Source organism: Enterobacter sp. K16B (genome assembly GCF_020216105.1).
Classification (GTDB): Bacteria; Pseudomonadota; Gammaproteobacteria; order Enterobacterales; family Enterobacteriaceae; genus Enterobacter; species Enterobacter sichuanensis.
The window spans coordinates 36,667-57,904 of record NZ_JAIWJZ010000025.1; the positions used below are offsets into that span (position 1 = coordinate 36,667).

The following is a 21,238-nucleotide window of genomic DNA, read 5'->3' on the forward strand; positions in this document are numbered from 1 at the left end:
TCGGCTTCGCTATTAACTTTAATGAAGAAAATGATTGACCGGAAAAAAGGGGAATGTTAGAGCCTGACGGCAGGTTATTTTTACTCTGGTGTTAAATTGACCAGACCTGGTGCATCCCGTACTTTTCGCCCATTGCTATTAAAGAGATGAGACGGTTAGTCGCTATGTATCAGAGTCATTTTAAATTCAGTACCCCTCCGTTCAGAAATATCACCCGCAAATCGGGTGATTTTCTGGTGCCTTATCATCAGGATGTGTTCAATCTTCTGAAAGAAAAAAGCCAGCAGGCAGGGATCACCGGGCTCTTTTACCACGACAGCGAACTGCTGGGGCAGTTCAGCGAGGCGTTGAAGCGCAGCAACGCCGTCATCCCGGTTAATGCCTTTCCGAAGCTGAGCGCCAATTCTCTCCTTTATAAGCTCAACCCGTCGGTGAAAGAGAGCAAAAATAAACTGCAGGCCGTGGATGCCGTGCTGCGCCAGTGGCGAGATGCCCGTGCCACGCAGAAGGTGCTGGTCATCACCCATGCTGAGGCGATGAAGCACAACTGTTATGATCTGCTGGCCATGCTGCTCACGCGTGCCCAGGAGCTGGACGTGCGTTTGTCGGTCATCCTGATGGGCAGTGAAGACAGGGAGACGATGCTGACCGATTCCGCGCTGCAGGCGTTTGTTCTGACCCGCCACACGCTGCGTAACCTGACCTGCCGCGAGTTCCTGCGCTATGTCGACGCCCAGTGCGAAGAGCACGGCGCAGCGATCTCCCCGCTGACGCCTGCTCGCGTGAAAAAAATCCACGCCCTGACCAAAGGTAATATCAGCAAGCTGAATGCGCTGGCGCATCTCTCAATGCTGGCCGCCTGGACCGAACGCGCGCCGAACGTCGGGCCGCGCCATCTGCGTCTGGCCATCGGCGAAGTGCTCCCGGCGCCGAAACGCGGTAAAGCGCTGGCTACCGTCGGGCTGTTCGCCTCCGTCCTGTTCGCTGCCTGCGGCTGGATGATGACCTCTTCCATTACGGCAAAACTGCCGGTGGCGCTGCCGGTGCCGGCCAGCTGGAAACAGCCAGTCAAAACGCCAGACGCGCCGGTGGTCCCGGTTATCGAAAACGAGGTGGTGAATCAGCCTGATGCCATGCACCAGCTGTACGCCATGTGGGGGTATGACGCTTCAGCAGACGACGCCCTGTGTCAGAACGCGGCCAAAGTGAACCTGATGTGTAAACAGGGAACGGCCAGCCTGGATACCCTGGCCAGCGAAGGGTACCCGTGGGTCAGTGAAGTCAAAATGGGCAACCACATTAACTACGCCGTGGTGGCGCGCGCCGGAAAAACCTCTCTGGATCTGCTGATGAACAACCGGACCTGGCAGGTGAGCCGCGCCTGGTATAACCAACACGCCACGGGAAGTTACACCCTGCTTCACCGCCTGACGCCTTCCGGCAAAGATGAAATTACCGCGGCCAGCGACAGCAACGATCTTGAGTGGCTGGATCAGCAGCTCAGCGTCGCGCTCGGTGAAAACGAAACGCACGATAAAAACTGGACGGCGGAGCTGATGAAACGCACCCGCGAATTCCAGGAGAAGATGCACCTTCGCGTCGATGGTATCCCAGGGGAAGAGACCCTGATGCAGCTGATGCGCGAAACCCATACCACACCGAGCGTTCAGCTCCAGGCATCGCAGACCACCCCGAACACGCAAGAGAAGCACGCATAATGTCTACTATCTGTCTCGCTGCCCAGCGCAGCTATACCACCGGGGAACCGGTCTGGTTTTCCTGGCGGTTACCGTCGTTCAGTAAAATGTTCAGCGTGGTCACGCTCTGGTGTCTGGGGATGTGTGCGCTGATCGTCGCCGGGCTTTATGCCCATGTGTACTGGAACTTACGCCATCCGGCGCCGGTGGTGAAAAAGGTCAGCGTCGCGAAGCCGGAAACCAGCCTCTCGGATATGCATTATATCTATGTAACGAAGCCGTTCCCGCACCCGCAGCCCAAACCGCAGCCGGTGAAAATAAAGGACGATTTACCGCCGATGGAGAATATGCCGATCAACAGCGACGAAAATGACTGGCAGCAGGCACCTGATGGCACCTTACCGGATAGCTCCGTCACGCATGACACCTCGCGCGATACCTTACCCGGCACCGAGGCACACGAACAGGCGACGACATCTGAGGATGACGGTGCGTTAAAAGCGTTATTTATGCAGGCGTTAAAACAGCAGCAGAATGATATGGCGAAGGGAAAAATGCCGGCACCACCGGTCGATGAAACGCAAAATGCGTCTCCTTCGGTGATAAAAGGAGACGCAGGAGGAGACTAATATTTTTCCGGTAACGTGGTCAGGCTAATCAACCGCCCTTTTTCCACCACAATATATTGGCCTTTTTTCAGGTCGGAGAGAATTTTGATAATGGTACTGCGTGCCAGGTTGGTGTATTCCTGAATATAATCGTAAATGTTAATATCGCGCTGCTGCTGAACAATCAGCTCGTTAATTTCAATCAGGAATTCACGCACCACGGAATATGCGCTGCGGGCAACTAAACGGTCATCACGTTTGCTGAGCATACAGATATACCATGCCAGCACTTTGGTTAACTCAGGCCACAGCCCCTGCTCGGTCATTAACCGCTGGAAATCATCTTTATGAATGGTGCGTATTACGGTGTTGGTGCGCACAACGCCGTGCATGTGTGCCGAGTTGTAAAAAATGGCGGAGAGGCCAAAAATACATTGTCCCTCCAGCGTAAATAAGCATAAATCATCAGAACTGCGGCGGAACTCAACTTCACCGCTGATGATAATATGAATATTATCCGAGTTTTGTGTGGAAATTCGTTGCCATTTCTTTAACGTTTTTTCTTCGTAACCAGACGTTGAAGCAATAATGGCTGCCATTTCATGATGAGGACGCGTTTTTTTACTGAAAATGCTTAACATTGTTATACCTGATTAAGATGTTTAAAAGGGAAAGTGGTCGGCAGCAATAGATGTTGCCGTAAAGTAAATTTCGTATTCTTTTAAAATTAAAAAAACCAAACAAGCGCTGTTTTTTTAATTTGATTCATGCTGTGAATCGATGAATCCATCTTAATTGAGGCCGATTTTAAATCAATTAACTTAAAATGAATTGAGAATGTACTTAAGATTAATCTTAAGCGCATTAATAGCTAATCTTTCTTTCGGGGGCTTTCCGAAGAATTACCCCTGTCCGTATTTCTCCAGAAGCGCTTCGGCGATGGCCAGCGTTTCGACATCCGCGACACCGTTCCACAACTGCGGCCTGAAGTGCATCTGGAACACCATGATGATGCGTTTCTGCTGGGCGGGAGTGCTGTTATCGGGCACCTCGTAACCATAGCGCGCGAGCAGATCCAGCAGCGCGGCGGTGTCCACCGGCTGATAAGGCGGCCGCCCATTCATATAAAATGCCACCCGGTCAGCATCAGGCCAGGCGCCAATCCCCTGATGCGCCAGCTCACGCCAGGGGAAAAGCGGGCCGGGATCGTCCTTGCGCTGCGGCGCAATATCCGCATGAGCCACCACGTTCTCAGGCTTGATGTTGTAGCGGGCGATAATGTCTTTAGCAAGCGGGACCAGCGCCGCAATTTGCGCTGGTGCGAACGGCGTAAAATGCTTCACCCCGGCCGTTTTCTGCCAGCCACGGTTCTCCAGCTCAATGCCCACCGAGGTATCATTGATACGGTTGGTGCCGCGCCAGAAGCTGATACCCGCATGCCAGGCCAGTTCGCTTTCAGGCACCAGCTGCCAGATGCGCGGCTTACCGTCAGGGGCAGGCGGTGTGGCAGGGATCAAATAGTGAGAGCTGACGTTTTTATCCGTCAGCGTGGCCAGCGAGCTGTCAAAATCATCCGCGGTGTAGTGAAGAACCAGCACCTTTATGCGCGGATACGCCGCCTGGGCCTGATGGCGCGTATCCAGCTCGTAGGCACCTTTATCGACAATCCCTTTTTCCGAAACACATCCTGCCAGCAACAGCGCCAGCAGGAGTGGGGCAAACGCACGCCTCATCGCAGGGTTTTCACCGCCGTACCGCTTACGCTCACCATCAGCATGCTGCCGTCTTTACCGACCGTTTCGTAGTCGATGTCGATCCCCACAACCGCATCCGCGCCGAGGGCTTGCGCCTGCTCGCCGAGCTCTTTAAAAGCTATTTCGCGCGCTTTGCGCAGCTCTTTTTCGTACGCGCCAGAGCGGCCGCCCACGATATCGCGAATACCGGCAAAAAAGTCACGGAAGATATTGGCACCGAGAATCGCTTCACCGGTGACCACGCCGCAATACTCGGTAATGGTCTGCCCTTCCAGGGTTGGCGTTGTTGAAAACTGCATGGTTTCTCTCCTTCTTTAGCGTTCAATGCCTTAGGGACAGCATTATCGGTTCGTTACGCTATGATTGAAAGGATAGTTAATAAATAAGGAAATCAACATGCGCTATTCAGCTTTAACACTTTTAGTGCCCTGCGCGCTGGTGCTCAGCGCCTGTACCACCACGGTCACGCCAGCCTTTAAGGATATCGGTACCCGCAGCGGCCCCTGTATCGAGGGCGGGCCGGATACCGTGGCGCAACAGTTCTATGATTATCGCATTCAGCACCGCAGCAACGATCTTACCGGTCTGCGCCCGTACCTGAGCGATGGGCTGGCAAAACTGCTCAACGACGCCACCCGCGATCCGCAGCACAACGCGCTGCTGAAGTCCGACCCGTTCTCCAGCCGCACCACGCTGCCAGACAGCGCCGAGGTGGCCAGCGCGTCCACCATTCCGAACACCGATGCGCGAAATATTCCGCTGCGCGTGAAGCTGACCCAGGGCATCCAAACCTGGCAGGATGAAGTGCTGATGATCCGTGAAGGCCAGTGCTGGGCAGTGGACGACGTGCGCTACGTTGGCGGCAGCGTTCATGCCCCGGCCGGCACGCTTCGCCAGTCGATTGAGAATCGCTAACTTCTGCGATACCGCGCGGTAACCCCCGTAAAATGTGCGGCATTTCATGCGGAATGCCGACATTTATACTCGCCGACCTTGCCGCTCGCTATTTTGTGCTATGTTTAAGGGGAAACACGGGTTATATTTAACTTTTAACGCAGAAATATTGCATAACTATTCTGTCAACGGTACTATCTGCGGCCTCAATTGCTATAGATTGCCTGGATGAGTAAAGACTGCCCCGATGAGTATTAAACTAAACGGCATTAACTGCTTCTACGGCGCACACCAGGCGCTGTTTGACATCACGCTGAACTGCCCGGAAGGCGAAACGCTGGTTTTGCTGGGTCCAAGCGGCGCAGGCAAAAGCTCCCTTCTGCGTGTCCTTAATCTGCTTGAAATGCCCCGTTCAGGTACGCTGGCTATCGCCGGTAACCATTTTGACTTCGCCAAAACGCCCTCTGATAAGGCGATTCGCGAACTGCGTCAAAACGTCGGCATGGTCTTCCAGCAATACAATCTCTGGCCGCATCTCACCGTACTGCAAAACCTGATTGAAGCGCCATGCCGCGTGCTGGGCTTAAGCAAGGATCAGGCGATCGCGCGTGCGGAAAAGCTGCTGGAACGTCTGCGTCTTAAGCCCTACAGCGACCGCTACCCGCTGCACCTTTCCGGTGGCCAGCAGCAGCGCGTGGCGATTGCCCGTGCGCTGATGATGGAGCCTGCGGTACTGCTGTTTGATGAACCGACGGCGGCGCTGGATCCGGAAATCACCGCTCAGATCGTCAGCATCATTCGCGAGCTGGCGGAAACCAACATTACGCAGGTTATCGTCACCCACGAAGTGGAAGTGGCGCGAAAAACCGCCAGCCGTGTGGTCTATATGGAAAACGGGTATATCGTTGAGCAAGGTGATGCGAGCTGCTTCGCGAACCCGCAAACCGATGCCTTCAAAAACTATTTATCTCATTGATTGTGTCAGGGGAAATATAATGAAAAAAGTATTACTTGCCGTGCTGCTTGCTGGCGTTACCCTTTCCGCTACCGCAGCCCAGACCATTCGTTTCGCCACGGAAGCGTCTTATCCTCCGTTTGAGTCTATGGATGCGAACAACAAAATTGTTGGCTTCGACATAGACCTGGCGAATGCCCTGTGTAAAGAGATCGATGCGACCTGCACCTTCAGCAACCAGGCGTTCGACAGCCTGATCCCAAGCCTGAAGTTCCGCCGTATCGACGCCGTGATGGCTGGTATGGACATCACCCCAGAGCGTGAAAAGCAGGTGCTGTTCACCACCCCGTACTACGACAACTCCGCCCTGTTCATTGGTCAGAAAGGCAAATTCACCTCTGTCGATCAGCTGAAAGGCAAAAAAGTGGGCGTGCAGAACGGCACCACCCACCAGAAATTCATCATGGATAAGCATCCGGAAATCACCACCGTTCCGTATGACAGCTACCAGAACGCGAAGCTGGATCTGCAAAATGGCCGTATCGATGGCGTATTTGGTGACACCGCGGTCGTGACTGAATGGCTGAAAGCCAACGACAAGCTGGCGCCAGTGGGCGACAAAGTGACCGATAAGGACTACTTCGGTACCGGTCTGGGGATTGCCGTTCGTCAGGGCAACACCGAGCTGCAGCAGAAATTCAACGCTGCGCTGGAAAAAGTGAAGAAAGACGGCACCTACGAAACCATCTACAAAAAATGGTTCCAGAAGTAATTCCTGATGAATGAAATTTTTCCTTTAGCAAGCGCCGCCGGGATGACCGTCGGCCTTGCCGTTTGCGCACTGATTATCGGCCTTGTGCTGGCGATGTTCTTTGCGGTGTGGGAATCCGCGAAATGGTTCCCCGTCGCCTGGACAGGCTCCGCGCTGGTCACCGTGCTGCGTGGACTACCGGAAATTCTGGTGGTCCTGTTTATCTATTTCGGCTCCTCACAGCTGCTGCTTACGCTGTCGGACGGCTTTACCCTCAATCTCGGTTTTGCGCAGATCCCGGTGCAGATGCAGATTGAAAACTTCGACGTCAGCCCGTTCCTGTGCGGCGTGATTGCCCTCTCCCTGCTCTACTCCGCGTACGCCTCGCAAACCCTGCGCGGTGCGCTGAAGGCCGTGCCGCAGGGGCAATGGGAGTCGGGTCAGGCGTTAGGGTTGTCGAAATCCGCGATCTTCTTCCGTCTGGTGATGCCGCAGATGTGGCGTCATGCCCTGCCGGGCCTCGGCAACCAGTGGCTGGTGCTGCTGAAAGATACCGCGCTGGTAAGCCTGATAAGCGTTAACGATTTGATGCTGCAAACCAAAAGCATCGCCACTCGTACCCAGGAACCCTTTACCTGGTACATTGTGGCGGCGGCGATCTACCTGGTGATCACGTTGCTCAGTCAGTACATCCTCAAGCGTATTGACCTGCGTGCCACGCGCTTTGAACGGAGACCAGGCTGATGCTTGAATACTTTCCCGAGCTGATGAAAGGGCTGCACACCAGCCTGACGCTGACCGTGGCGTCCATCATCGTGGCGCTGATCCTGGCGCTCATTTTCACCATCATCCTGACGCTGAAAACGCCGGTGCTGGTGTGGATTGTGCGCGCTTATATCACCCTGTTTACCGGTACGCCGCTGCTGGTGCAGATATTCCTGATTTACTACGGCCCGGGCCAGTTCCCGTCGCTGCAGGAGTATCCGGTTATCTGGCACCTGCTTTCTGAGCCGTGGCTGTGTGCCCTGATAGCCCTTTCGCTGAACAGTGCGGCCTATACCACCCAACTGTTCTATGGGGCGATCCGTGCGATTCCGGAAGGACAGTGGCAGTCCTGCGGGGCGCTGGGCATGAGCAAGAAAGACACGCTGGCGATCCTGCTGCCGTACGCCTTTAAGCGCGCCCTCTCCTCTTACTCCAACGAAGTGGTGCTGGTGTTCAAGAGTACCTCTCTGGCCTACACCATCACCCTGATGGAAGTGATGGGGCACGGACAGCTGCTGTACGGACGCACCTATGATGTGATGGTGTTCGGCGCGGCGGGCGTGGTGTATCTGGTGGTGAACGGTCTGCTGACGCTAATGATGCGCCTGATCGAGCGTAAAGCGCTGGCGTTTGAGCGCCGGAATTAGTCCGGTGGCGGCTTCGCCTTACCCGACCTACAGAATGCATAAAATATAAACATCAATGCGGGTAACCTTCTGGTTATCCGCTTTTTTTTATATCATAAATAATATTTAATCATTTTTATTGAATATAAATTCATTTGCTGGCATTGTTTATTCATAGGACCTACAGACGGGAGTATGATAATGAAAAAGTTAGTTCTGGCCGCTTTACTGGCAACGTTCGCCGCTGGCGCATCCGCTGCGGATAAAATCAATTTTGGCGTTTCCGCCACCTATCCGCCGTTTGAATCGCTGGATGCCAGCAACCAGATCGTCGGTTTCGATATCGACCTGGCGAAAGCGCTGTGCAAACAGATGCAGGCCGACTGCACCTTTACCAACCATGCCTTCGACAGCCTGATCCCGTCGCTGAAATTTAAAAAATACGATGCGGTGATCTCCGGGATGGACATCACGCCTGAGCGCAGCAAGCAGGTGGCCTTCACCGACCCGTACTACGCCAACTCGGCGGTGGTGATTGCGAAGAAAGGGGCGTACAAGTCGTTCGACGAGCTGAAAGGCAAACGCATCGGGATGGAAAACGGCACCACCCACCAGAAGTACCTGCAGGACAAGCATCCTGAAGTGAAAACCGTGGCCTATGACAGCTACCAGAATGCGATTATCGACCTGAAAAACGGCCGTATCGATGGCGTATTCGGTGATACCGCCGTGGTGAACGAATGGCTGAAAACCAACCCGCAGCTGGGCACCGCCACGGAAAAAGTGACCGATCCACAGTACTTCGGCACGGGTCTGGGCATCGCGGTTCGTCCGGATAACAAAGCCCTGCTGGAAAAACTGAACGGCGCGCTGAAAGCGATTAAAGCCGACGGTACGTATCAGAAAATCAGCGAGCAGTGGTTCCCGCAGTAAGATTTTTTTGCCGGGTGGCGGCTACGCCTTACCCGGCCTACGGGGGGAATTCCAGGCCGGATAAGCGTAGCGTCATCCGGCAATTCTACAGCGGAACAAAGAAGCGAAAACGCGCCCCACTCACCGACTCCATCAGCCTGATCCCGCCCCCGTGCAGCTCCAGCATCCGTTTCACAATCAGCAGCCCTAACCCGCCACGATCCTCGCGTGATGCCTGGGTCGTCAACGCCGATGGCCGCTGGAACAGATCGTCGCGCAGCGCGGCATCAACACCCGTTCCGTTGTCGGCCACTTCGACCTGAAGCTGTTGATTCTCCTGCCAGACCGCCAGACGGATCTCCCCGCCGGCTGGCGTATGCCGCATCGCGTTATCGAGCAGGTTGGTCACCACCCTCTCAATCATCGACACATCGGCATTAATCAGCGGCAGCGGTCCCGGCACATCAATATGCAGGTTCACCTCCCGGGTGCGGGCGGTTAATTCAAACTTCTGCGCCACGTCGGAAATCAGCTCCGCCATGGCGAAACGCTCACGCTGCGGTTTAATGCCGCCGTGTTCAAGACGCGCCAGCTCAAACAGCTGCTGGGAGAGATGACGCACCTTCTGCCCCTGACGCAGGGCGGTGGCGAGATACTGCTGGTGCTCCTGCGGCGTCAGGGTCGCGGATTTGAGCGACAGGGTTTCGAGATAGCCCAGCAGCGACGTCAGCGGTGTGCGGAGATCGTGCGAGATATTGGCGATAAACTCCCGGCGCTGGCGATCGCTGTCCGCCAGCTGATCCCACTGACGGGTGATTTTACGCGCCAGCTCGATAAAGCTGTTGCGCAGTAGCGCCACTTCATCTTTCGCCGCCGCGTCCGGCTGCTGTGCCGCCAGCTGCCTGATGGCGCTGATGCTGTCCTGCTCCAGCCCGGCCACTTCGCGGGTCAGGCGTTTGACCGGACGCGTGACCCAGTACCAGATCAGTAAGCCTGCCAGCAGTCCAAACAGCGCCACCCACAGCAGTGACCAGAGGACGGTACTCCACAGCGCCTTATGCCAGGCCATTTCCGCCAGCGCGTTCGACTCCTCGCCCTGCAAAATAATATACAGATAGCCTTTAAGCTCGCCGTCCTGACGTAACGGCGTCGCGCTGAAGACTTTTTTACTCTGACTGCGCGGATCGTCGCCATAGATCGGCATGACCTCGCCGCTGAGGAAGCTCTGCACCGGAGCAAGGTCGATGGTTTGTCGCTGAATATGGCCCGGCGGCGCGGCATCGGCCAGCAGCGTGCCGTCCGGGGAGACGACGTACAGCTCAACGCTGGGGTTAAAGGTCATCAGCCGGTCAAACAGCGGTTTCAGCGCGCTGCGGTCAACCCTGCCCTGCGCGTCCAGAATCGGTTCACGCTGGACAATCTGCTGCGCCAGCCCGCCCGACAACCGCTGCACCATCGCATTACCGTACTGCATACTGCTGTAGAGCTGTACCGCGCAGGCAACGGCGGCGCAGAGCATCATCAGCAGGATAAACAGCAGCGTCAGACGCTGGCTGAGGCTAAAGCGGCGCATCATGGTGCGCCTCCGCAAATTTGTAGCCCTTGCCCCAGACGGTGCGAATGATCTCCGGCTCGGCAGCATCCTTCTCAATCTTGATGCGCAGGCGGTTGATGTGGGTGTTCACAGTGTGCTCGTAGCCTTCGTGCTGGTAGCCCCAGACCTGCTCCAGCAGGGCCAGACGCGAAAACACCTCGCCAGGATGACGGGCAAAGAAGTAGAGCAGCTCGAATTCACGCGGGGTGAGATCCACCACCTGGCCATGAAGCAGCACGCTGCGCGCCAGCGGATCGATGGTCAGGCCGTGAGCCTGAATGTGACCGTCGGTTTGCGCCTGTCCCATCGCCTGCTGGCGGCGAAACAGGGCTTTGATGCGCGCAATCAACTCCTGCACCGAAAACGGTTTTGCCAGATAGTCATCGGCACCGGTTTCCAGCCCGGTAATGCGGTCAGTTTCGCTACTGCGGGCGCTGATGATAATGACCGGCAGGTAACGCGTCATCTGACGAATACGGCGGCAAATCTCCAGCCCGTCAACGTTGGGCAGCATCAGGTCGAGGATCACCGCATCCCACGCCTGTTTTTCAAGACGCTGCAGGGCGTTGCCCCCGTCGGGCTCGTGGGTGATGGCGTAGCCTTCGTCTTCTAAATTGAGTCGCAGAAGCGCCGCGATATCGTGGTCATCTTCCACCAGCAGGATCTGCTTCATGGGTAAGCCTTCATTCATGTCTTATGACGTAAGCTTACCTGATTTCGCAGGAATGAAGAGTTCACATTTTGTTTAAGATTTTACGAGCAACGTCAGCACTTCATAATGGGCGGTATGCGGGAACATATCGAAAAGCTGAACGCGTTCAACGCGATAGCCCGGCAGTTGAGCGATGTCTTTCGCCATGGTCTGCGCGTTGCAGCTGGAGTAGATGATGTACTCCGGTGCCATCTGGCTCAGGTAGTCGCACAGCGCCTTGTCGATGCCACGGCGCGGCGGGTTGACCAGCACCAGCGCCGGCACGTTGCCCTGGCCGGTCGCGAACTGCGTGGAGTCCAGCGCCTGGAAGTGGATATTCGTCAAACCCAGCCCGGCGGCGGACTGTTTCGCACAGGCAATGGCTTCGGCGGAGATCTCAATCCCGGTGAGCTGCATCTCGGGCGTGGCGCAGTGCAGGCCAAAACCACCGACGCCGCAGAACAGATCCCACATATGATGGATATTCAGCGACCGTACCCAGTCGCGGGCGGTGGCGTATAACGCACTCGCCACCGTCGGGTTCGTCTGGAAGAAGCTTTGCGGGCGGATCCACAGCGGCACGCCGTTGAAGTTCTCAGCCAGCGCGTGTCGCTCGGTCAAGTAGATCTCTTTCTCCCCTTCCATGATCGCCATATGCACTGGCTGAATGTTTGCGGTAATCACCTTAAGCTGCGGAAGCTGTTCCTGCAGCCACGGCAGCGCCTCGCGCAGCTGCTCCAGTTTGGTTTCCGAGCGCAGCACAAAACGCAGCATCATGCCGCCATCTGCCTGACTCTCCGTCAGCAGCAGGTATTTCAGCTCACCGCGCTTGCGGGCGACGTTATAAGGCGTTAACCCGGCCCGCGCGATAAACGGTTTCAGCGCGGCAAAAACAGGCGCAAAGGAGGCTGGATAGAGCGGGCAGTCGGTCAAATCTTCCGGCGTGCCGTCGCGATGCAGCATCCCGAGCAGGGGTTTTTCAACGCTGCCGCTGACCACCATTTTGGCTTTATTACGAAAGCCCTGCTCCGGGCCGCTGACGGGTGCGCACCACTCCGCCACCGCGTGTGCTGCCAGCAGCTGTTGCAGGTCGGCCATTTTGGCGGTGAGTTGTTGAGAGACCGGCTGTTCTATCCACTGACAGGAGCGGCAGCGTCCGGCGTCATAGAGTGCGCACTGCATATGAAAACCTTAAGGAAAGCGAGGGCAGCGATTATACACATTATTGCAGGCGGAAGAACCGCCGGCTTGAAGCTGGCGCAAAGAGCAACAGGAGCACCAGCATATCCGGCAATTTCTGCATGACCAGCGCGTGGAAGATTTCGCGTTTGGAGCCGCCGGCAATGCTGAACAGTTCCGGGTAGCCGTATCCCAGCGAAGCCGCCCACAGATAGCTCGCCGCGGTTACCTGCGTCAGCAGATAGACCCAGCGCGCCCAGTTGCGCCCTTTGACCAGCGAGAATGCGCAGTAGATCTCGATAAAGACCAGCATCAGGCTGCTCAAAAAAACCAGCGTCAGGTTCCACGTCTGCACGCTGCGGTGAATGAACTCACCGATGCCGCGCACGCCCAGGGTGTTGAGAATCATCAGCACATCCAGGCAGCGGATCATAATAATGGCGAGCGCCGCCACCTGAACCAGAGCAGGAACGTTAGGACGCGCGTGCGTAATACGTGATTTCTTTAATAATCCCAATGTTTTACTTCCCTGAAAAACAGTGCCGCGTCATGCGCGGCACATCACTGGAAATTTTAAATCCTTCAGCCGCGTCTTGCACGCTGGATATCACGCACGCGCTGCTTTTCCGCGCGCGCCATCAAATACCAGGCGATAAATCCGACAATTCCGACCACGCCGAGGATGATCGAGGCCAGGGCGTTGATCTCCGGGTTGACCCCCATGCGTACGCTGGAGAAGACCAGCATCGGCAGCGTCGTCGCGCCCGGGCCGGAGACAAAGCTGGCGATCACCAGATCGTCGAGCGACAGGGTAAACGCCAGCAGCCAGCCGGAGATCACCGCCGGCATAATCATCGGCAGGGTGATGATGAAAAAGACCTTCAGCGGCGTCGCGCCGAGATCCATCGCCGCCTCTTCAATGGAGCGATCCAGCTCGCGCAGGCGCGAGGAGATCACCACCGCGACATACGCGGTACAGAAGGTGACGTGCGCCAGCCAGATGGTGAGCATGCCGCGATCCGCCGGCCAGCCGATGGCATGCGCCAGCGCCACGAACAGCAGCAGCAGCGCAAGACCGGTAATGACGTCGGGCATGACCAGCGGTGCAGTGATCATAAAGGCAAACCCGTTCGAACCGCGAAAACGGCCGAAGCGCACCATCACCAGCGCGGCGATCGTGCCCAGAACGGACGCCATTGTCGCCGCCAACGCCGCGATGGTCAGGCTCAGCCCCACCGCGCTCATCATCGCATCATCGTGGAACAGCTCGCTGTACCAGCGCGTCGACCAGCCGGCCCACACCGTCACCAGTTTGGAGCTGTTGAACGAGTAGATCACCAGCATCAGCATCGGTGCATACAGGAAGGTGAAGCCGATAACCAGGATCGCAATTCGCCACGGGGAGCGCACTACCGGTAAGTTGTTCATCCGTGGTCTCCCATCTGTTTCTGCTGATGCTTGTGGAACCACATGATCGGCACGATCAACAGCAGTAACATCACGATCGCCACCGCCGACGCCACCGGCCAGTCGCGGTTATTGAAGAACTCCTGCCACAGCACGCGGCCAATCATGATGCTGTCTGGCCCGCCGAGCAGTTCCGGGATCACAAACTCCCCTACCGCCGGGATAAAGACCAGCATCGACCCGGCGATAATGCCGCCTTTGGTCAGCGGGACAATGACGCTGAAGAAGGTTTTTAACGGACGGGCACCAAGATCCAGCGAGGCTTCCACCAGCGAATAATCAATACGCGTCAGCGCCGTATAGATCGGCAGCACCATAAACGGCAGATAGGCGTACACAATGCCAATATAAACCGCGAGATTGGTGTGCAGGATCGTCAGCGGCTGATCGATAACGCCTAACCACATCAGGAAGTTGTTCAGCACGCCGTTGTTTTTCAGGATCCCCATCCACGCGTAAACGCGGATCAGGAACGAGGTCCACGACGGCAGGATCACCAGCAGCAGCAAAATATTCCGCGTCGACGGTTTACTGTGCGCCACGGCCCACGCCAGCGGATAGCCCATGACCAGGCAGCAGAGCGTCGAGATCGCCGCCACCTGCAGCGACTGGAGGTAAGCCTCGAAATAGAGCGGGTCATCCGTCAGCTGCAGGAAGTTGCCGAGATTCAGCGTCAGCGTCAGTTGCCCGTCGGCCCAGTCCAGCAGGTTGGTGTAGGGCGGGATCGCCCGCGCCATTTCCGCCAGGCTTATCTTGAAAACAATCAGGAACGGCAGCAGAAACAGCAGGATCAGCCACACGTAAGGCATGGCGATCACCAGCTTGCGGCCGTGGTTCATCTGCATGCGCGTCAGCCAGCTGACAACGCCGCCCGGTTTACCTGCGCGGGCTGGAGGTTCAAGTGTACTCATTGGCCGCTCCTTATACCGTCAGCACAACACAGCTGTCCGCATCCCAGCACAGGCGCACCTCGTCACCCCAGGTTGGCTGGCCTTTGCGATAGCGGTGTTCGTTCTGCAACTGGGCACTCAGCATCTGCCCGCTTTTCAGGCGTACGTGGTAGATGGAGAGGTCACCCAGATAGGCAATGTGCACCACTTCACCCACGGCAAAGTTATAGCCATCGGCAGGCGGATCGTCGCAGAGCATGATCTTCTCCGGGCGCAGCGCGACGTAGACCGGCACGTTATCCACCACGGAGTTATCCGGATCGACCTTAAGCGGATGCTGCAGCCCCGGCGATTCGATGATCAGGCCATCTTCCTGACGCGCTTTCAGCAGCCCTTCAAAGACGTTCACCGAACCGATGAACTCAGCGCTGTAGCGGGTGGTCGGATGCTCATAAATCTCTTCCGGCTCGCCAATCTGCACGAACTTGCCGCGGTTCATGATCGCGATACGTCCGGCCATGGTCATGGCTTCTTCCTGGTCGTGGGTGACCATCACGCAGGTCACGCCCACGCGTTCGAGAATATCCACCACTTCGAGCTGCATACGGTCGCGCAGTTTTTTATCCAGCGCCCCCATCGGCTCATCAAGCAGCAGCAGTTTCGGGCGTTTTGCCAGGCTTCTGGCCAGCGCCACACGCTGACGCTGACCGCCAGAAAGCTGGTGCGGTTTACGTTTCGCGAACTCCTGCATATGCACCAGGCTCAGCATCTCGGCCACGCGCGCGGTAATTTCAGCCTTCGGCAGCTTATCCTGCTTCAGGCCAAAGGCGATGTTCTGCTCCACCGTCATGTGCGGAAACAGCGCGTAAGACTGGAACATCATGTTAATGGGGCGCTGATACGGCGGCACGCTGGAGAGATCCACGCCATCAAGCATGATCTGCCCGGCCGTGGGCTGTTCAAAACCGGCCAGCATACGCAGCAGTGTCGATTTGCCGCAGCCGGACGCCCCCAGAAGGGCAAAAATTTCGCCTTTATAGATAGTCAGGCTGACGTCGTCCACGGCATGCTGGCCATCGAAAGATTTGGTGAGGTTACGAATTTCAAGAAGCGGGGTCAGCGCTTTACGGACTTTCGCCTGCGGGCGGGGGATCGCGTCATTCACGGGGTGCTCTCCGGCATAGATCAAAACTGGTGCAAACGCACCGTCAGGGTGCGCATCGCCGGGCGGCGCTAACGCTTGCCCGGCCTACGGGTTGTATAGGCCCGGTAGGCGATAGCGCCACCGGGCAACAATACCAAACGCCGTTATTTACCGCTTTTCACCTTGGTCCACGCGCGGGTACGCACACGGTCAATTTTTGGATCCTGAACTTTCAGGGTGAAGAGCTTGGCGAACACATCCGCTGGCGGATAGATAGCCGGGTTATTACGGATTTCTTCGCTCACCAGCGGCACGGAGGCCTTGTTACCGTTTGCGTAGTAAACATGGTCGCTGATGTGGGCGATCACGTCAGGACGCATCAGGTAGTTGAGGAACTGATAAGCTTCATCTTTGTTTTTCGCATCCGTCGGCATCGCGAAGACGTCAAAGAAGGCCAGCGCCCCCTCTTTCGGAATGAAGTAGGAGACATTCACGCCGTTTTTCGCCTCTTTCGCGCGGTTAGCCGCCTGCCATACGTCCCCTGCCCAGCCAATCGCGACGCAGATGTCGCCGTTCGCCAGGTCATTGATGTACTGAGACGAGTGGAAGTAACGAATGTTTGGACGCAGCTTCAGCAGCAGATCCGTCGCCGGACCGGTGTAATCATCCGCCTTGTTGCTGTTCGGATCTTTGCCCAGGTAGTTCAGCACGGTGGCGAAGATCTCTTCCGGTGCATCGAGGAAAGAGACGCCGCAGCTTTTCAGCTTCGCAAGGTTTTCCGGCTTCAGCACCACGTCCCAGCTGTCCAGCTTGACATCCGGGCCCAGCGCCGCTTTGACTTTATCGACGTTGTAGCCAATACCGGTGGTCGCCCACAGATACGGCATCGCGTATTTGTTCTCCGGGTCGTGTTTGGCCACCAGCTTCAGCACTTCCGGGTCGAGGTTTTTCCAGTTCGGTAATTTGCTCTTATCCAGCGGCTGGAAGACGCCGGCAGTAAGCTGACGCTCCAGGAAGCTCGCGGACGGTACCACGAGGTCGAAGCCGGTGCTGCCCGCCATCAGTTTGCCTTCCAGCACTTCGTTGGAATCGAACACGTCATAGACCACTTTAATGCCGGTCTCTTTTTCAAAATTCGCGACCGTGTCCGGCGCAATATAGTCAGACCAGTTGTAAACGTGCAGCGTTTTTTGTTCCGCAGCGAGCGTGCCGGCAGAGACGGCCATCAGAGCACCCGCAACCAGACCCGATAACCATTTTTTATTCAAGGCGATCATAGTGTTATTCCTTCTGAAAGCTCGTTAACAAACGAACTAAAACTGTGCAATCTGGATATATGCAAAAATCATGCATAGTTTGTCGCTCTGCCCGAAATAAAAAGAAACCTCTTTATCCGGCAGCCTCCGCTCGCTTTTTTAAGCATCGCAAGAATAACTGTAGCCCGTGTCCCCGGCTATAGCCCAGACGAAAAAACGCCTTTTATCAATTTTTTATGCAGGTTATGTCTACGTGATAAGCCGAAATGGCCTTTGGGGAGGTGAAAAATTCTTTAAGGAAAGGTTAAAAGCAGCAGAAAAAATGGCCTTCTGCAGCCGCTATGGCAGCGACTGCGCAAAAGTCACACAGGTTTAGTGAAGAAAATTGGGAGATGCATCATTATTCTCTGCATCATCTTCCGCGCTGTACAGGAGATGGTGTGCACTGGCTTCCATCATGACCATGGAAATTTGCTCTTCGCTCAAGCGCATAAACCAGGCGAACTGCTTGAACGACAGCCCGGCACCGGAGAATAAAGACTGGCAAACGACCAGTTTTGGCAGATTATCATCCTGTATGTCGAGAAATGCTTTCACCGTCAAAGAACTGGCGTTGATCGCTGACAGGTCCGAGGCCAGCGCCAGCAGCGCAGACGGCTTCACTTCGGCCAGCGCGGAGAAGAGGATCACGTCGTTAATGAGATCGATTTTGGCGTCAAAAATGCCGTCGAAATTCTGCATATGAGGCAGATGCAGCGCCTGGCAGGAATCACATTCAAAGAACGTAATACCCGCATCATCGAGCCATTGACGTAACGTATCCAATGTTGGAACGACCTGTAAATCCATCGCTGTGCAGCCTCTTTAATAAAAACTTCGCATAGGGTACGCAAAAAGTGCGATCAATACCATTCACCCACCCGTTTTCAGACAGTAGCCTGGGGTCGCATGACGCTCGATCCATGCGATCATTTTACCCGCAATATCGACCCCTGTGGTTTTTTCCACGCCTTCCAGCCCCGGAGAGGCGTTCACCTCCATCACCAGCGGCCCGCGCGTCGCCCGCAGAAGATCAACACCCGCGACATCCAGCCCCAGCGTTTGCGCAGCTTTCACCGCTATCTCACGCTCACGATCGCTGATCGTTGCCACCCGCGCAATGCCTCCTCGATGGAGATTGGAGCGAAAATCGCCCTCTTTTGCCTGGCGTTCGATGGCCGCCACCACCTCGTTACCCACCACGAAGCAGCGAATATCACGTCCTTTAGCTTCTTCAATATACTCCTGCACCAGGATGTGCGCATTGAGGCCACGGAAAGCGTCAATCACGCTCTCCGCCGCCTGACGCGTCTCCGCCAGCACCACGCCAATGCCCTGGGTGCCCTCCACCAGCTTGATGACCAGCGGCGCGCCGCCCACCATGTCGATGAGATCGCTGGTGTCGTCCGGGGAGTGAGCGATACCGGTCACCGGAAGATCGATCCCCTGACGGGCGAGCAGCTGCAGCGAGCGCAGCTTATCCCGGGCACGGGAAATGGCGACAGATTCGTTGAGCGGGTAGCTGCCCAGCATCTCGAACTGGCGCAGCGCGGCGGTGCCGTAATAGGTGATCTGGGAGCCGATGCGGGGGATCACCGCATCAAAATGCGGCAGCTTGCGGCCTTTGTAGTGAATCGATGAGGCCGCGGGATCGATGTTCATATAGCAGGACATTGGATCGAGGATTTCAACCTGATGCCCGCGCTTTGCCGCCGCTTCTCGCAGGCGTTTACATGAATAGAGCGTTCCATCCCGGGATAATATGGCAATTTTCACCCTGCACCTCGCTAAAGACATGGAAAAAGCCTGCGTATCATATACGCAGGCAGGCACAGGATAAATGGACTATCGCGTCGCCCAGCCCTGTTTGTGCAGGTAATCAAGAATAAACGGACGATTTTCTTTAATGATAGTGCGGCGAATATGGTCGCTCCAGGTATCGCGACGGGTATTGCTCCCGCGGGTCATATAGTAGTGCGCCAGCTCCTCGTCGTATTGCTCCAGCACGTCGCGATCGAGCGGCTGGTAGTGGTTTTCGTGCACCAGCATGGCAGCAGGAATACGCGGCTTCAGATCCGGGTTATCCGCCGGCCAGCCAAGGCACAGGCCAAACAGCGGCAGGACATGTTTTGGCAGCTTCAGCAGTTCGGTCACGCTTTCAATGTTGTTACGCAGCCCGCCGATATACACACCGCCTAACCCCAGCGACTCCGCCGCCGTAAAGGCGTTTTGCGCCATCAGCGCGGTATCCACTACGCCCAGCAGCAGCTGTTCTGCCAGGCCTAATTCGGCCTCAGGGCAGATCTGCAGGTGGCGGTTAAAGTCGGCGCAGAACACCCAGAACTCCGCGGCCTGCGCCACGTGTTTCTGCCCGCCGGTGAGCGTAACCAGTTGCTCGCGCAGGGCCGGGTCGGTGATGCGGATAATGGAGCTGCACTGCAGGAAGCTGGAGCTGGAGGTCGCCCTTGCGCTGTTAATAATCGCTTCGCGCTGCGCTTCGGTAATTGGTTCACCGGTGAAGTGTCGAATGGAACGATGGGAAAGGAGCAGGTCAATCGTTGGTGTCATCTTGTCTCTCTTTGTCGTGCTTAAACCGTATTGCAGCCAGTATAGGCAATGATTTGCGCGGTGTAATTGGCGAAACATAGCCTTACTGTATCAAAGTGACAGGCGAAACCTTCTTTAATGACGCCAGGTTATCGGGCACTATATGTCCTATTCGCCGTCAGGCTTGTTTTTTGAGGAGAGAGAAATGTTTGCAGTAATTTTTGGTCGTCCAGGATGCCCTTACTGTGTGCGCGCAAAAGAGCTGGCTGAAAAACTGACTGAAGAGCGTGATGACTTTAACTTCCGCTATGTGGATATCCACGCAGAAGGCATCACCAAAGCCGATCTGGAAAAAACCGTGGGTAAACCGGTTGAAACCGTACCGCAGATTTTCCTCGATCAGAAACACATTGGTGGCTGCACCGACTTTGAAGCATACGCTAAAGAGCATCTGGGTCTGTTTGCCGCCCAGTAACACTAAGACGCCCTCACCTGGAGGGCGTTTTTATTTGTGGTGTCGCCAGTGCTTAAGCAGACTGCACACAAACAAATAGCACAGCGCCCCCAGCGCGCACCAGAATACCGCACTCAGTAACCACGCCAGCTCTTGCCAGAAACTTCTCGTCGGGACATACAGTAACCGCATCAGCAGCAAACAGAGCGGTGCGGCCAGCATGGCGCCGATCAGTGGCTTAACCACCTCCCCTTTACGGGAGAGGAAACTGGCTGCCGCTCCCGGCAGGGTAAAAAAGAGCAGCCCGAGCTCCGGGTGACCGGCAGCCCTGAACGCCCCTTTCACATTAAAAGCGAGCGCCATGCATACGACGATAAACAGCAAAAAGCAGCTGATCACCCCCGCCCAGTTCCGTGTAATGTTCAAACTATCCTCCTGACTTCATCTCTATCAAATACAGCTTCGTCCAGTGGACGCCCAGTCAGATAAAGCAATGTGGCAATCCTTGCCAAAGCCCGCACAGGGTTATGCGATAATAGGTAGCTGTCAGTAGCTAATACGATTAAACTATCGGCCAGCTAATGTTTTAGGGAATAAATTAGGAAACAGGGAGTGTTGTGCGCGTTCCCTGACCCAGAAAACAGTAGCCCAAATAGTCCTTTCATTCAACAACTTACTGGTAAACAAGAAGTTAGCCTCCGTGAATATAAACGTCGCAGACTTGTTAAACGGGAATTACATCCTGTTATTATTTGTGGTACTGGCGCTGGGTCTTTGCCTGGGTAAATTGCGTCTCGGTTCAGTTCAACTGGGTAATTCCATTGGCGTTTTAGTCGTCTCCTTATTATTAGGCCAGCAGCATTTCAGCATTAACACGGACGCGCTCAACTTAGGTTTTATGCTGTTTATTTTTTGTGTTGGCGTGGAAGCGGGACCTAACTTTTTTTCAATTTTCTTCCGTGACGGCAAAAATTATCTGATGCTGGCACTGGTGATGGTCGGCAGCGCGCTGCTG

Annotated in this window: 24 protein-coding genes and 1 pseudogene; 10 read left to right on the top strand and 15 right to left on the bottom strand. The window is 55.7% G+C overall.

What is annotated here, in order from left to right:
- The first annotated feature begins 164 nt into the window (after nt 1-164).
- Together LDK53_RS06515 and LDK53_RS06520 are read left to right on the top strand one after the other, a co-directional pair.
- Complete coding sequence (locus tag LDK53_RS06515; protein ID WP_225285041.1) at nt 165-1,718, top strand: ExeA family protein; 1,554 nt, start codon at nt 165-167, stop codon at nt 1,716-1,718.
- Nucleotides 1,718-2,326, top strand: coding sequence for a hypothetical protein (locus tag LDK53_RS06520; RefSeq protein WP_225285043.1), 609 nt, complete (start codon nt 1,718-1,720; stop codon nt 2,324-2,326). The genes LDK53_RS06515 and LDK53_RS06520 overlap by 1 nt, the downstream gene beginning before the upstream one ends.
- Here the strand turns inward: LDK53_RS06520 and LDK53_RS06525 are convergent.
- The 3 genes from LDK53_RS06525 to LDK53_RS06535 all read right to left on the bottom strand — a co-directional run bounded on the left by LDK53_RS06525 (nt 2,323) and on the right by LDK53_RS06535 (nt 4,358).
- Nucleotides 2,323-2,946 carry a helix-turn-helix domain-containing protein gene (locus LDK53_RS06525; RefSeq protein WP_025756064.1) on the bottom strand — a complete coding sequence of 208 codons (624 nt, stop codon included), beginning with the start codon at nt 2,944-2,946 and terminating at the stop codon, nt 2,323-2,325. The two genes, LDK53_RS06520 and LDK53_RS06525, sit on opposite strands and share 4 nt — an antisense overlap.
- Before the next feature lie 261 nt (nt 2,947-3,207).
- Entirely contained in the window at nt 3,208-4,038 is an 831-nt protein-coding gene (locus LDK53_RS06530; protein ID WP_225285045.1) for an N-acetylmuramoyl-L-alanine amidase, read from the bottom strand.
- Nucleotides 4,035-4,358 (bottom strand): heavy metal-binding domain-containing protein, encoded by a 324-nt coding sequence (locus LDK53_RS06535; protein WP_025756066.1) that lies wholly within the window; start codon nt 4,356-4,358, stop codon nt 4,035-4,037. Before LDK53_RS06535 ends, LDK53_RS06530 begins: the two co-directional genes overlap by 4 nt.
- A gap of 97 nt (nt 4,359-4,455) precedes the next feature.
- On the opposite strand from LDK53_RS06535, the gene LDK53_RS06540 reads away from it, so the two are divergent.
- From LDK53_RS06540 to artJ, 6 genes are all read left to right on the top strand, one after another.
- On the top strand, nt 4,456-4,974 hold the full coding sequence (locus LDK53_RS06540; protein ID WP_225285046.1) for a lipoprotein: 519 nt from the start codon (nt 4,456-4,458) through the stop codon (nt 4,972-4,974).
- Nucleotides 4,975-5,200: 226 nt separating this feature from the next.
- On the top strand, nt 5,201-5,929 hold the full coding sequence (gene artP, locus LDK53_RS06545) for an arginine ABC transporter ATP-binding protein ArtP (protein WP_008500030.1): 729 nt from the start codon (nt 5,201-5,203) through the stop codon (nt 5,927-5,929).
- Between the two features lie 19 nt (nt 5,930-5,948).
- Nucleotides 5,949-6,680, top strand: coding sequence for an arginine ABC transporter substrate-binding protein ArtI (artI, locus tag LDK53_RS06550; protein ID WP_225285048.1), 732 nt, complete (start codon nt 5,949-5,951; stop codon nt 6,678-6,680).
- A gap of 6 nt (nt 6,681-6,686) precedes the next feature.
- Nucleotides 6,687-7,403: an arginine ABC transporter permease ArtQ gene (artQ, locus tag LDK53_RS06555; protein ID WP_025756069.1), complete on the top strand. Its 717-nt coding sequence runs from the start codon at nt 6,687-6,689 to the stop codon at nt 7,401-7,403.
- Nucleotides 7,403-8,071: an arginine ABC transporter permease ArtM gene (artM, locus tag LDK53_RS06560; RefSeq protein ID WP_025756070.1), complete on the top strand. Its 669-nt coding sequence runs from the start codon at nt 7,403-7,405 to the stop codon at nt 8,069-8,071. The genes artQ and artM overlap by 1 nt, the downstream gene beginning before the upstream one ends.
- Nucleotides 8,072-8,251: 180 nt before the next feature.
- Nucleotides 8,252-8,983, top strand: a complete 732-nt coding sequence (artJ, locus tag LDK53_RS06565; protein WP_015571008.1) for an arginine ABC transporter substrate-binding protein ArtJ — start codon at nt 8,252-8,254, stop codon at nt 8,981-8,983.
- Between the two features lie 85 nt (nt 8,984-9,068).
- Here artJ and LDK53_RS06570 read toward each other — a convergent pair whose 3' ends face one another.
- From LDK53_RS06570 to nfsA, 11 genes are all read right to left on the bottom strand, one after another.
- Nucleotides 9,069-10,538 carry an ATP-binding protein gene (locus tag LDK53_RS06570; protein ID WP_225285050.1) on the bottom strand — a complete coding sequence of 490 codons (1,470 nt, stop codon included), beginning with the start codon at nt 10,536-10,538 and terminating at the stop codon, nt 9,069-9,071.
- Nucleotides 10,522-11,229, bottom strand: coding sequence for a response regulator transcription factor (locus LDK53_RS06575; RefSeq protein WP_225285051.1), 708 nt, complete (start codon nt 11,227-11,229; stop codon nt 10,522-10,524). The genes LDK53_RS06570 and LDK53_RS06575 overlap by 17 nt, the downstream gene beginning before the upstream one ends.
- 72 nt (nt 11,230-11,301) lie before the next feature.
- Entirely contained in the window at nt 11,302-12,429 is a 1,128-nt protein-coding gene (rlmC, locus tag LDK53_RS06580) for a 23S rRNA (uracil(747)-C(5))-methyltransferase RlmC (protein WP_225285053.1), read from the bottom strand.
- A gap of 40 nt (nt 12,430-12,469) precedes the next feature.
- Nucleotides 12,470-12,943, bottom strand: a complete 474-nt coding sequence (locus LDK53_RS06585) for a YbjO family protein (protein WP_025756075.1) — start codon at nt 12,941-12,943, stop codon at nt 12,470-12,472.
- A 65-nt stretch (nt 12,944-13,008) separates the two neighbouring features.
- Nucleotides 13,009-13,854, bottom strand: coding sequence for a putrescine ABC transporter permease PotI (gene potI, locus LDK53_RS06590; protein WP_023310934.1), 846 nt, complete (start codon nt 13,852-13,854; stop codon nt 13,009-13,011).
- Entirely contained in the window at nt 13,851-14,804 is a 954-nt protein-coding gene (gene potH, locus LDK53_RS06595) for a putrescine ABC transporter permease PotH (RefSeq protein ID WP_225285056.1), read from the bottom strand. Before potH ends, potI begins: the two co-directional genes overlap by 4 nt.
- A gap of 10 nt (nt 14,805-14,814) precedes the next feature.
- Nucleotides 14,815-15,948 carry a putrescine ABC transporter ATP-binding subunit PotG gene (gene potG / locus LDK53_RS06600; RefSeq protein ID WP_025756077.1) on the bottom strand — a complete coding sequence of 378 codons (1,134 nt, stop codon included), beginning with the start codon at nt 15,946-15,948 and terminating at the stop codon, nt 14,815-14,817.
- Between the two features lie 143 nt (nt 15,949-16,091).
- A complete protein-coding gene (gene potF, locus LDK53_RS06605) occupies nt 16,092-17,204 on the bottom strand; it encodes a spermidine/putrescine ABC transporter substrate-binding protein PotF (RefSeq protein WP_025756078.1) in 1,113 nt (370 codons plus the stop codon).
- A 351-nt stretch (nt 17,205-17,555) separates the two neighbouring features.
- Nucleotides 17,556-18,032 carry a YbjN domain-containing protein gene (locus LDK53_RS06610; protein WP_047958115.1) on the bottom strand — a complete coding sequence of 159 codons (477 nt, stop codon included), beginning with the start codon at nt 18,030-18,032 and terminating at the stop codon, nt 17,556-17,558.
- 63 nt (nt 18,033-18,095) lie between these two features.
- Nucleotides 18,096-18,998 carry a 30S ribosomal protein S6--L-glutamate ligase gene (gene rimK / locus LDK53_RS06615; protein WP_025756080.1) on the bottom strand — a complete coding sequence of 301 codons (903 nt, stop codon included), beginning with the start codon at nt 18,996-18,998 and terminating at the stop codon, nt 18,096-18,098.
- A 69-nt stretch (nt 18,999-19,067) separates the two neighbouring features.
- Nucleotides 19,068-19,790, bottom strand: coding sequence for a nitroreductase NfsA (gene nfsA / locus LDK53_RS06620; RefSeq protein WP_095449403.1), 723 nt, complete (start codon nt 19,788-19,790; stop codon nt 19,068-19,070).
- A gap of 184 nt (nt 19,791-19,974) precedes the next feature.
- On the opposite strand from nfsA, the gene LDK53_RS06625 reads away from it, so the two are divergent.
- Nucleotides 19,975-20,244, top strand: a complete 270-nt coding sequence (locus LDK53_RS06625; RefSeq protein WP_006809455.1) for a GrxA family glutaredoxin — start codon at nt 19,975-19,977, stop codon at nt 20,242-20,244.
- A 30-nt stretch (nt 20,245-20,274) separates the two neighbouring features.
- Here LDK53_RS06625 and LDK53_RS06630 read toward each other — a convergent pair whose 3' ends face one another.
- Nucleotides 20,275-20,649 (bottom strand): inner membrane protein YbjM, encoded by a 375-nt coding sequence (locus tag LDK53_RS06630; RefSeq protein ID WP_045284541.1) that lies wholly within the window; start codon nt 20,647-20,649, stop codon nt 20,275-20,277.
- A 274-nt stretch (nt 20,650-20,923) separates the two neighbouring features.
- On the opposite strand from LDK53_RS06630, the pseudogene LDK53_RS06635 reads away from it, so the two are divergent.
- Nucleotides 20,924-21,238: pseudogene (locus LDK53_RS06635) on the top strand (transporter); the annotation flags it as partial.

Coding starts and splice junctions, on each gene's coding strand:
- LDK53_RS06515 (WP_225285041.1), top strand. CDS start 165: ATGTATCAGAGTCATTTTAAATTCAGTACCCCTCCGTTCAGAAATATC.
- LDK53_RS06520 (WP_225285043.1), top strand. CDS start 1,718: ATGTCTACTATCTGTCTCGCTGCCCAGCGCAGCTATACCACCGGGGAA.
- LDK53_RS06525 (WP_025756064.1), bottom strand. CDS start 2,946: ATGTTAAGCATTTTCAGTAAAAAAACGCGTCCTCATCATGAAATGGCA.
- LDK53_RS06530 (WP_225285045.1), bottom strand. CDS start 4,038: ATGAGGCGTGCGTTTGCCCCACTCCTGCTGGCGCTGTTGCTGGCAGGA.
- LDK53_RS06535 (WP_025756066.1), bottom strand. CDS start 4,358: ATGCAGTTTTCAACAACGCCAACCCTGGAAGGGCAGACCATTACCGAG.
- LDK53_RS06540 (WP_225285046.1), top strand. CDS start 4,456: ATGCGCTATTCAGCTTTAACACTTTTAGTGCCCTGCGCGCTGGTGCTC.
- artP (WP_008500030.1), top strand. CDS start 5,201: ATGAGTATTAAACTAAACGGCATTAACTGCTTCTACGGCGCACACCAG.
- artI (WP_225285048.1), top strand. CDS start 5,949: ATGAAAAAAGTATTACTTGCCGTGCTGCTTGCTGGCGTTACCCTTTCC.
- artQ (WP_025756069.1), top strand. CDS start 6,687: ATGAATGAAATTTTTCCTTTAGCAAGCGCCGCCGGGATGACCGTCGGC.
- artM (WP_025756070.1), top strand. CDS start 7,403: ATGCTTGAATACTTTCCCGAGCTGATGAAAGGGCTGCACACCAGCCTG.
- artJ (WP_015571008.1), top strand. CDS start 8,252: ATGAAAAAGTTAGTTCTGGCCGCTTTACTGGCAACGTTCGCCGCTGGC.
- LDK53_RS06570 (WP_225285050.1), bottom strand. CDS start 10,538: ATGATGCGCCGCTTTAGCCTCAGCCAGCGTCTGACGCTGCTGTTTATC.
- LDK53_RS06575 (WP_225285051.1), bottom strand. CDS start 11,229: ATGAAGCAGATCCTGCTGGTGGAAGATGACCACGATATCGCGGCGCTT.
- rlmC (WP_225285053.1), bottom strand. CDS start 12,429: ATGCAGTGCGCACTCTATGACGCCGGACGCTGCCGCTCCTGTCAGTGG.
- potI (WP_023310934.1), bottom strand. CDS start 13,854: ATGAACAACTTACCGGTAGTGCGCTCCCCGTGGCGAATTGCGATCCTG.
- potH (WP_225285056.1), bottom strand. CDS start 14,804: ATGAGTACACTTGAACCTCCAGCCCGCGCAGGTAAACCGGGCGGCGTT.
- potF (WP_025756078.1), bottom strand. CDS start 17,204: ATGATCGCCTTGAATAAAAAATGGTTATCGGGTCTGGTTGCGGGTGCT.
- LDK53_RS06610 (WP_047958115.1), bottom strand. CDS start 18,032: ATGGATTTACAGGTCGTTCCAACATTGGATACGTTACGTCAATGGCTC.
- nfsA (WP_095449403.1), bottom strand. CDS start 19,790: ATGACACCAACGATTGACCTGCTCCTTTCCCATCGTTCCATTCGACAC.
- LDK53_RS06625 (WP_006809455.1), top strand. CDS start 19,975: ATGTTTGCAGTAATTTTTGGTCGTCCAGGATGCCCTTACTGTGTGCGC.